Annotated in this window: 6 protein-coding genes; 1 reads left to right on the top strand and 5 read right to left on the bottom strand. The window is 52.0% G+C overall.

Annotated elements, in window-relative coordinates; genetic code table 11:
• Nucleotides 1-48 precede the first annotated feature (48 nt).
• The 4 genes from rpsL to ACN4EK_RS21215 form a co-directional block, all read right to left on the bottom strand.
• Complete coding sequence (rpsL, locus tag ACN4EK_RS21200; protein ID WP_431660192.1) at nt 49-429, bottom strand: 30S ribosomal protein S12; 381 nt, start codon at nt 427-429, stop codon at nt 49-51.
• A gap of 304 nt (nt 430-733) precedes the next feature.
• Nucleotides 734-1,072 (bottom strand): HesB/IscA family protein, encoded by a 339-nt coding sequence (locus tag ACN4EK_RS21205; RefSeq protein ID WP_431660193.1) that lies wholly within the window; start codon nt 1,070-1,072, stop codon nt 734-736.
• A 91-nt stretch (nt 1,073-1,163) separates the two neighbouring features.
• Nucleotides 1,164-1,580, bottom strand: a complete 417-nt coding sequence (locus ACN4EK_RS21210) for a phosphomannose isomerase type II C-terminal cupin domain (protein WP_431660194.1) — start codon at nt 1,578-1,580, stop codon at nt 1,164-1,166.
• 365 nt (nt 1,581-1,945) lie between these two features.
• Entirely contained in the window at nt 1,946-3,850 is a 1,905-nt protein-coding gene (locus tag ACN4EK_RS21215) for a phosphodiester glycosidase family protein (protein WP_431660195.1), read from the bottom strand.
• Between the two features lie 508 nt (nt 3,851-4,358).
• Between ACN4EK_RS21215 and ACN4EK_RS21220 the strand changes: the two genes are divergently transcribed.
• Nucleotides 4,359-9,026, top strand: a complete 4,668-nt coding sequence (locus ACN4EK_RS21220) for a glutamate synthase-related protein (protein WP_431660196.1) — start codon at nt 4,359-4,361, stop codon at nt 9,024-9,026.
• A gap of 64 nt (nt 9,027-9,090) precedes the next feature.
• On the opposite strand, the gene ACN4EK_RS21225 is transcribed toward ACN4EK_RS21220, so the two are convergent.
• Nucleotides 9,091-10,342, bottom strand: a 1,252-nt coding sequence (locus ACN4EK_RS21225) for a bifunctional pantoate--beta-alanine ligase/(d)CMP kinase (RefSeq protein WP_431660197.1), incomplete at its 5' end; no start/stop codon positions are given.

Consider the following 10,342-nt stretch of genomic DNA (forward strand, 5'->3'; position numbering starts at 1 on the left):
AAGCGGCAGCCCAGAGTGAAAATGTACTAGCTTGATCCGTTAAACAGCTTAAGCTTTTGCTTTAGGACGCTTCGCTCCATACTTAGAGCGACCTTGCTTACGATCCTTCACGCCAGCCGTATCAAGAGTGCCTCGGATAATATGGTAGCGAACACCGGGCAGATCTTTCACACGTCCACCCCGAATCATCACAACAGAGTGTTCCTGCAAATTATGACCGATACCGGGAATGTAAGCCGTTACCTCAAAACCGGAGGTTAACCGAACCCGGGCAACCTTTCTTAAAGCAGAATTAGGCTTTTTGGGAGTTGTAGTGTAAACCCTTGTGCAAACACCACGACGCTGAGGGCAACTCTTTAAAGCGGGAGATTTGGTTTTCTTTAGAGTTTTTTGGCGTTCACTACGAATGAGTTGCTGGATAGTGGGCATGTTGGGGAGTGTGCGAGTAATTCCGACTAATTTTTCCAAATGCCAATTGTATCAACTCAGAAGCTGAAATGTCAATCAAGTGATTCAGTACTGTCACCACAACCGTCACAACGCAACAGCGGATAGCCTCCTTGGGAAGTGAATCTATCCGCTGCGCAGGGAATGGGAATTCAATCAGTTCGAGTTTTGGTAGGGACGGGTTTTGGCAGCTAATAGCTTTGGAGGAGAGGGATTGATTCGGCTAAACCGGCCCGTATAGATTGCCGATTGATTCAATTCACAACGTTAAGGTGACGACCAAACGTTAAACCGACGACTGACGGAGTGAGAAGGAATTGCCACAACCACAGGTTTGTCCGGCATTGGGATTGTGGAAGCGAAACCCTCCCCCCATCAAATCCTCTGAGTAATCAATTAGCAATCCGTCCAAATAGTTCAGGCTAGCATCATCGACCACGATTTGAATTCCACCACTCTCATACACCCGATCGTCAGTTCGGACTTGGTGATCTAACCCCATAGCATAGGAAAAGCCAGAACAACCACTAGACTGCACCCCTAAACGCAGGCACAACTGACTGTCGTGACGCTTGGACTTGAGGCGTTTTACTTCGTTGGCGGCTGCGGGACTAAGCTGAATCATGATCGAATCATTATTGAGTTATCACGCCAGTTCAATCCTACAACTGAGCGGACTCCTTACTGACGATCAAGATGCCATTTCGAGCGAGCAGTTAGGCATTAGTCCGGGCGTAATCATCTTGAAACCGGATGATATCGTCTTCCCCTAAATATTCACCGTTTTGCACTTCAATCAGCACTAAAGGAATCACACCAGGATTTTCCAGCCGATGGGGAGTGCATTGTGGCACATAAGTAGACTGATTACTGTTGAGAATATGCTCTCCTTCTCCACACAGCACTTTAGCGGTACCCGACACCACAATCCAGTGTTCGCTGCGGTGGTGATGCATTTGCAGGCTGAGCCGATGTCCGGGCTTGACTTCAATCCGCTTAATTTTATATCCCCGTCCTTCTTCGAGTACCGTGAACGATCCCCAGGGGCGTAATTCCGTTGCTGCCACACCTTTATGCGGGGAAGGTTGTAATGGAGAGCTAGAAACTGGCTGGATTTCCTGAGCTTGAACCACGATATTTTCTCCTGGATAAAAAACTGAGAAGGGATGGCAGATGCAACGGTTAAATCAGCAAGGGGCTATGGGAGCGATCGTCAGCAAGAGGGATCTCGACGCTAACCATAACAAATCTCGCTCAGCCGATGTCAGCATGAACGAACCAAGATTAACCGAATTCACATTGAATCTTCCTCTGTAATCTTGCGGCTTCACCAAACCTTTATTCCTCGATAAAGGATAGTCTCCACAGACCATCCAGGCTATTTCTATGGCAGCAACCCTCTGTAAACAACGATAAATGACCTGCCCCAAGCCTCTAGATGGAGTAGACAGTTTAGTAGCTGGTATCCACGATCGCTGGGATAATCTCCGTGATTTCACTAAGGTTGGATAAAAATACCAATACCGTTATGGACCCTGGCGGCTGTCCGAGCTGGACGATCGAGGATTTGCCCACCTAGATACAGCGTCGTCGAACTGCCACCATCGAGATTGACTGCATCGATCGCGCCTAACTGCTGCATCAGTTGAGCCATTTCCGTCAACGTGGCACCGGCTCCACCCAACCGATGATGCGCCGTTACAATCAGGAGATTGCCATTCGCCATTCGACCGATCGCACTCCGAACTGCTTTTTCGATCGTGAAGGCATTACTAAATTGCTCGGCTTGGGCATTCAAGACAACCTGGCGGTTTTGCAGTAACAGGGGACCCGCCGCCACGATATGAGGATAACGGGCAAAATCGGGTGGATTCGTGGTACTTTCCAGGGTCAATAGGCTACCTGGGATAAAAGCGCTCGCTGCACTCTGATTCGATCGCAGCACTAATAAGTAACCATCCGCCGGAACCGGAATTGGAGGACTGCCAGCTTTGGCGATCGTCTGCTGACCCACGACTCGGTTGCCCTGAACGGTGATCAGGATTTCATTGTCCGTCATGGGTAGGTACGTCGCCCCCCAGTCAGGGGTATAGCGGGCAATCCCCGCCTGCACATAACCACTGTTGAGATGGGTTAACGGCAAGCGTTGTCCTGTGGTGGTGATCACCGTCTCCTGTAAGGTCAGCCGATCGAACTTGGTTTCTCCGGCGGCGTTCCAGGCGATCGCGCCTCGGTTCAGAATTGGGCCTGAGAACCAGCGATCGTCCCGGCGCACGGCTCCCAGGGGGAGTTGATTATTGCGATTGAAAAAGCCTCCATTAATGGCGGCGGCTACCTGGTTCTGTCGGGCTGTTTGCAGCAGTGGAGCCGTTCCCGTCATCGTGGTTGGATTCGGTAGGATCGGACGCACACTTAATCCGGGCTGACGGGGATTCACTTCTAGCCACACCACGGGAAACCGATCGGCTCCTAAGGTGACCAGTTGCTGCCGCCACCGTAATCCGGGCGACCATAGGAGCGATCGTTCCACCAAAGCATCGGGACGAACATCAATAATGATGCGATTGGGAGCCGCTAGTGTCCAGACCCGGGGGCGTAATCCAGCAGGCACTCCTAAACGGATGCGAGTTTGATTCGTTGCCGATTCCAACTTCACGGACTGCACTAGATTTCCAGCACTCGCTCGAAATGCTTGCAAAACTGTGGGAGCAATTTGAGCGTCCACCGTCAGAATTACTTCTTGAGCTTGGGGATCCACCTGCCAGGGAGCCGCACGATCGAGATCCAAAACTAAGCGATCGCCCCAGGGTTGTTTGCCTTGACGCAATGCCAGAACTTTGGCGGCGGGACTGGTAATTTGCAAGGTGTTACCACTTACCTGCATTCGCCACCCCACTTGCTGCGCCAAATCCGTAATATCGAGGTAGCGAAACCCATTGGCAAATCGCGTTGGCAAGGTTTGTGAGTTGGTCGTTAGCGGCGAAAACCATTGCACCGGCTGTTTGGTGGCATCTTCGGTATTCAGCAGGTCGATGCCGATCGCTTGCATCAAGCCCATATCACTAATTCCCGTCCGCAGGGGGCTACCCGTCGTCGCCTGCCACTGCATCCAGTTGACGGGCAACGTCCGACCATTCAGCACGATCTGAGCCCCCTGGGGAGTGGCACGAGGCGATGGGAGAACTTGAGCCGTAACCGACGGTTGAGTTTGGGTGATCGTCACGTTGCTCAATCCCTGTTCTATGCCCGTGATCATAACCAGTGCCAGCAACAATACAGGGCTATATAGTTGCCAGGTTAGTAACTTTGGCGATCGCTTACCGACGATCGTCAGCCAAGCACCTATCCCTCCCATCGGCACCACCCCTCGTCTAAATTCTTTGACACAATAGAAGTAGCTCATTATGAACTGCATTTCCGCCTGGAAATCATGCTTGTTTGGTAGCATTCGGTTCTTACCCGGGTTGGATTGTAATCAAACCATCATGTTTGACTGGCTATCGCTAATTTCAGCCAGCCCTAAGAGGATGGTAGGTCAGTCATTTTCAAGATTTATCCCGTTGGGATCAGGGATTGTCAGAGTAGGACTTTTTTTATTAAGATTCATATCTCTACTGCTTTAGAACTCTTGGTTGTCGAGTCAGCCATTCCCAAAGTTTCGCTGGATTGACTGAAGTAACGTTCAATCAGCTAGCGCAGGTATCCATCACTTTTAGGGGTAGCTCGGCAAGAAATTGGGATTTACCAGTCTGGCAATAGCGCATAACCGGCTCCTGGTTTCCTTATGACACTGGTATCTCGTTGTCCTGAGGAGCGCATTGAATCACCTGTTTTAAACAGCAGAGGTAAGAGAGCCAGTCTTTAGACGCTTGTAGGCACTGTCTTCAGCAATCGATCACACCAGTCATCTCATGGGTAAAACAACAGTGAATCAGGACACACCGTTCAATTCAAGTTCAGATACAGGGTACGCGGGTCAACGATGGTTGGTCGAGGAACGAGATGCCTGTGGGGTCGGGTTTATTGCGGATTTACAGGGGCGGGCGACCCATGAGCTGATTGAAAAAGCACTACCAGCCTTGACTTGTATGGAGCATCGCGGGGGGTGTAGTGCTGACCAGGATTCTGGAGATGGGGCTGGTTTGATGACGGCAATTCCCTGGGAATTGTTCACACCCTGGTTCACGACTCAGGGGATCAGCGCTCCTGAAGTCGATCGCATTGGGGTTGGTATGGTGTTTCTGCCGCAAGAAGCTGAAGTGGCGGCGATCGCACGTCAGTTAGTCGAACGAATTGCCACCGAAGAGGGCATGACCGTTTTAGGCTGGCGGGTGGTGCCAGTGCATCCCGAAAAATTAGGGGTACAGGCGAAGGAAAATCAACCCCAGATTGAACAGGTATTCATTCAAGCTGCATCCTGGCAAGGGGAAGAGTTAGAACGCCACCTCTATTTAGTCCGGAAGCGGATCGAGCAAGCTGCCAGAACCCAGGCTCAGCAATCGAACTATCCAACGCTGGCAGATCTGTATTTCTGTTCCCTCTCCCATCGCACGATTATTTACAAAGGCATGGTGCGATCGGCGGTGCTGGGGGACTTTTATGCCGATCTGCATGATCCGGCTTACAAGAGTGTGTTTGCCGTTTACCACCGCCGCTTTAGTACCAACACCATGCCCAAGTGGCCGCTTGCCCAACCGATGCGGCTACTCGGTCACAATGGCGAGATTAATACCTTGCTGGGCAACATTAACTGGATGATGGCGCGGCAAGCCGATTTATCCCATCCCAATTGGGGCGATCGCTTAAAGGAGCTGAAGCCGATCGTCAATGCTGACAACAGTGACTCGGCGAACCTGGACAACGTTTTGGAACTCTTAGTCCATTCCGGTCGGACTCCCCACGAAGCCCTGATGATGCTAGTGCCAGAGGCATACCAGAACCAACCCGCTCTCAAGAATTATCCCGAGATCACCGATTTTTACGAGTACCACAGTGGCATTCAGGAAGCTTGGGATGGGCCCGCCCTGATCGTGTTTAGCGATGGCAATGTGGTGGGGGCAACCCTCGATCGCAATGGTCTGCGTCCGGCGCGGTTTAGTGTGACACGGGATGGCTATGTCATCGTTGGTTCAGAAACTGGGATCGTGGATGTTGCCGAAGCCGACATTATTGAGAAAGGGCGGTTAGGGCCCGGTCAAATGGTGCTGGTCAACCTCCAGACCCACGAAGTTTTAAAGAACTGGGAGATTAAACAACGAGTCGCCCAGGAAAAACCCTATGGGCAATGGGTGCAGGAAAATCGTGCCAGCTTAGAGCGGTTACCGTTTATCGCCCCTGAGAGTCCAATTTCTTCAGAAAACCTATTACGGTATCAAACCGCTTTTGGCTACACGGCGGAAGATGTGGAAATGATCATTCAGGAGATGGGGGCACAGGGCAAAGAGCCGACCTTCTGTATGGGCGATGATATCCCGTTAGCGATCCTTTCTACCAAGCCGCGTCTGCTCTATGACTACTTCAAGCAGCGGTTTGCCCAGGTGACGAACCCCGCGATCGATCCCCTGCGGGAGAAATTAGTGATGTCGCTGACGATGCAATTGGGCGATCGCGGCAACTTGCTAGAAGAGACGGCGGCGGGAGCGCATTTGCTGAAGCTAGATTCGCCTGTGTTAGGAGAAGCGGAACTTGCCTGGATGCGGCAATCGGAATTCGCTACAGCCACCCTTTCCACCTTATTTGAGATTACTCAGGGTCCCGATGGACTTAAACAGGCGGTCAACAACCTGTGTCAGCAGGCAGCCAGTGCAGTGCGAGCCGGACAGAAAATTCTGATTCTCAGCGATCGCATTGGACATGGGTCGCCACTGGATCTAAGTGCAGAGGTCAGTTATATTCCGCCTCTACTGGCGGTCGGAGCAGTTCACCATCACCTGATCCGCGAAGGCTTACGGATGAAAGCGTCTCTGGTGGTAGACACCGCCCAATGCTGGAGTACACATCATTTTGCCTGCCTGATTGGCTATGGTGCCAGTGCGGTTTGTCCTTACCTGGCATTAGAAACGGTGCGGCAATGGTGGTCGGATGCCAAAACTCAGAGCTTCATGGAGCGGGGCAAACTCAAGGCGATCACGTTGGAAACCGCTCAGGCTAACTTCCGCAAGGCAATCGAAGATGGGTTACTCAAAATCCTCTCGAAGATGGGGATCTCACTGCTGGCGAGCTATCATGGTGCCCAAATCTTTGAAGCGATCGGGATTGGTTCGGATCTGCTGCAACTGGGCTTTTTTGGTACAGCCTCTCGATTAGGTGGCTTAACGATCGCAGACTTAGCCCATGAGATCCTGTCGTTCCATAGCCGCGCTTTCCCCGAATTGACCTTGAAGAAGCTGGAGAACTACGGCTTTGTCAATTACCGTCCGGGTGGCGAGTACCACATGAATAGCCCAGAAATGGCGAAGTACCTGCATAAAGCGGTGGCAGACAAAAACCAGGATCACTACGCGCTATATCAGAAGTACCTGCACAATCGTCCTTTGACGGCTTTACGGGATTTACTCACCTTTAAGAGCGATCGCCCCTCGATTTCGTTAGAAGACGTTGAACCTGCCTCTGAAATCGTCAAGCGGTTCTGTACGGGTGGGATGTCACTAGGAGCCTTATCGCGGGAAGCTCATGAAGTATTGGCGATCGCGATGAACCGGATTGGGGGGCGCTCTAACTCTGGGGAAGGCGGTGAAGATCCCGTCCGCTTCCGCATTCTGGATGATGTGGATACTGAAGGGCGTTCTCCCTTATTGCCCCACTTGAAAGGACTCCGGAACGGGGATACCGCCAGTTCAGCCATTAAGCAGGTAGCTTCGGGTCGGTTTGGGGTGACCCCGGAATACTTGATGAGCGCTAAGCAGATCGAGATTAAAGTAGCCCAAGGGGCGAAACCCGGTGAAGGGGGACAACTGCCAGGACCGAAAGTTAGCCCTTACATTGCCATGTTACGGCGCTCCAAACCGGGGGTAACACTGATTTCGCCACCGCCGCACCACGATATTTACTCGATCGAAGATCTGGCTCAACTGATCTTTGACCTGCATCAAATCAATCCCAAAGCCCAGGTTTCCGTGAAATTAGTCGCCGAAGTCGGCATCGGCACGATCGCGGCTGGGGTGGCTAAAGCGAATGCCGATATTATCCAGATTTCGGGACATGATGGTGGGACGGGGGCATCTCCCCTCAGTTCGATCAAACATGCGGGCGGGCCCTGGGAATTGGGACTAACGGAAGTTCATCGGGTTCTGATGCAAAATCAACTCCGCGATCGGGTGCTGCTGCGGGTCGATGGTGGGATCAAAACTGGCTGGGATGTGGTGATGGCTGCCTTAATGGGCGGCGAAGAATTCGGCTTCGGCTCGATCGCCATGATTGCCGAAGGTTGCATTATGGCGCGGATTTGCCACACCAATAATTGCCCCGTTGGGGTCGCCAGCCAGAAGGAAGAACTGCGAAAGCGGTTTAGCGGCATTCCTGAGCATGTGGTTAACTTCTTCTTCTTTATTGCCGAAGAAGCTCGATCGCTGTTAGCCAAACTAGGCTATCGTTCCATCAATGAGATTGTGGGTCGTGCCGATCTGCTGACCATGCGAGAAGACGTGAGCTTGACGAAAACCCAAGGGCTGAACCTCGATTGTCTGATTCAGTTACCGGATACTCGCAGCGATCGCTCTTGGCTCCAGCATGAAACTGTTCATAGCAACGGACCTGTTTTAGATGATGATCTGCTGAATGATCCTGAGATTCAGGCAGCGATTCAGAATCAGACCCATGTGACTAAAACAGTCAATGTGGTGAATACCGATCGCACATTTGGAGCCAGAATCGCTGGTGCGATCGCCCAACAGTACGGCAACAGTGGCTTCGGCGGACACATTACTCTCAATTGCCAGGGTAGTGCGGGACAAAGCTTTGGGGCGTTTAACCTGCCGGGAATTACCTTAAACCTCCAGGGAGAAGCGAATGACTACCTGGGGAAAGGGATGCATGGCGGCGAGATTGCTGTGATTCCACCTGCCAGTGTTACTTATGATCCATCCCAGAATGTGATTATTGGCAACACCTGTCTGTATGGAGCAACGGGCGGTAGCTTGTATGCCTACGGACAAGCTGGCGAACGATTCGCGGTGCGGAACTCCCAAGCCCAAGCGGTTGTAGAAGGGGTTGGGGATCACTGCTGCGAGTATATGACGGGTGGAACTGTCGTTGTCCTGGGTCGGGCTGGACGCAATGTTGGAGCCGGGATGACGGGTGGTTTAGCCTACTTCCTGGATGAAGATGGTAACTTCCCGGAAAAAGTCAATCCGGAAATTGTCCAACTTCAGCGGGTGCTTGCCCCGGCGGGTGAACAACAACTGAAGGAATTGATTGCTGCTCACGCCGATCGCACCGGGAGTCAGAAGGCAAAAACCATTCTGGCAAACTGGTCTGAGTACCTGCCGAAATTCTGGCAAGTTGTTCCACCATCGGAGAAAGATACCCCCGAAGCGAACCCAGAAACGGGAGCTGAACGGGAACTAACTCCTGTGAAGTAATCGAACTGATCAAGGGGCGATATAAACCGCCCCTTTTTTAATCAATTAATCAAGGAGTTGCTGATTAAGCTTCAGTGACTCGTTGGTAGAGTTGAACGATTTGCTCAACCACTTCCGCGATCGTGTAATTGTCTGTTTGCAGTTCGATTGCGTCTACGGCTTTTCTCAGGGGCGCGAGAGTGCGGGTGCTATCTTTGCGATCGCGCTCAAAAATCGTTTGTTCCAGTTGATCGAGGCTAATATCGCCCTTACCCTGATTCTTCAGATCTAACTGGCGACGACGCGCCCGTTCCTGCACAGAAGCGGTTAAATAAATCTTCAGTTCAGCATCGGGAAATACATTGGTGCCAATATCCCGTCCTTCAATCACGATGCCGCCGTGTCGTCCATAACGCCGTTGTTGGTGGACTAATTCCTGCCGTACCGATGGTTGAGCCGCGATCGCGGAGACGTTAGCCGTCACATCGAGATTCCGGATCTGCTGAGTCACCTCCTGTCCGTTAATCCACACTTTAAAAGAGGAGCGAGTCCCATCACCGGACAGTTCATCCTGCCGTTGCAGATCAATTTCGCACTGGCTAACCAACTCCGCCACTCCTGGTTCATCATCCACGGCGATCCCCGATTGCAAGACTAACCAGGTCAAGGCGCGATACATGGCTCCCGTATCCAGATACAACAGTCCCAGGTGTTGGGCAACTAGCCGAGCCACAGTAGACTTACCCGCCCCCGCCGGCCCATCGATCGCGACGATCGGTTGGCGATGGGACAGCAGCACATTATCAATCAAACGGGTGGAACCTAGACGAGCAGCAACAGCCAGCAAGCCAGTATCTTCGACAGTTTCTAAGGGTTGCATTGTGGTGGGATCTACTAACTCAACATACTCTGGGGCAATCTCTGCGACCGTTGCCAATTCAGCCTTGACCAAGCTGATTAATTCATGGCTCAGACGTTCACCTGCCTGGAACGCGACTTCAGCCCGTTTTAGCCCTCTGTAGAGTATAGCCGCTTGACTCCGTTGTTCAGTCGTTAAATATTGATTGCGTGAACTTAAGGCCAACCCACTCGGTTCTCGCACGATCGGGCAACCAACGATTTCCACAGGCAAATTCAAGTCCGCTACGAACCGCCGAATAATCGCTAATTGCTGGGCATCCTTTTGTCCAAAATACGCTCGATCGGGCTGGACTAGATTCAATAATTTGGTGACGATCGTCGCCACCCCTTCAAAGTGACCAATCCGCGATCGACCACAGAGAACGGCGGTCATGGGGGAGGGAGGGAGGACTTGGGTCTGTCTCTTATACACATCT

This window comes from Pantanalinema rosaneae CENA516 (genome assembly GCF_050753385.1).
Taxonomy (GTDB): domain Bacteria; phylum Cyanobacteriota; class Cyanobacteriia; order Leptolyngbyales; family Leptolyngbyaceae; genus Pantanalinema; species Pantanalinema rosaneae.

Bases quoted from the DNA above. Each gene is read 5' to 3' on its own strand.
- ACN4EK_RS21220 (WP_431660196.1), top strand. From the start codon at position 4,359: ATGGGTAAAACAACAGTGAATCAGGACACACCGTTCAATTCAAGTTCA.
- ACN4EK_RS21205 (WP_431660193.1), bottom strand. From the start codon at position 1,072: ATGATTCAGCTTAGTCCCGCAGCCGCCAACGAAGTAAAACGCCTCAAG.
- ACN4EK_RS21215 (WP_431660195.1), bottom strand. From the start codon at position 3,850: ATGAGCTACTTCTATTGTGTCAAAGAATTTAGACGAGGGGTGGTGCCG.
- rpsL (WP_431660192.1), bottom strand. From the start codon at position 429: ATGCCCACTATCCAGCAACTCATTCGTAGTGAACGCCAAAAAACTCTA.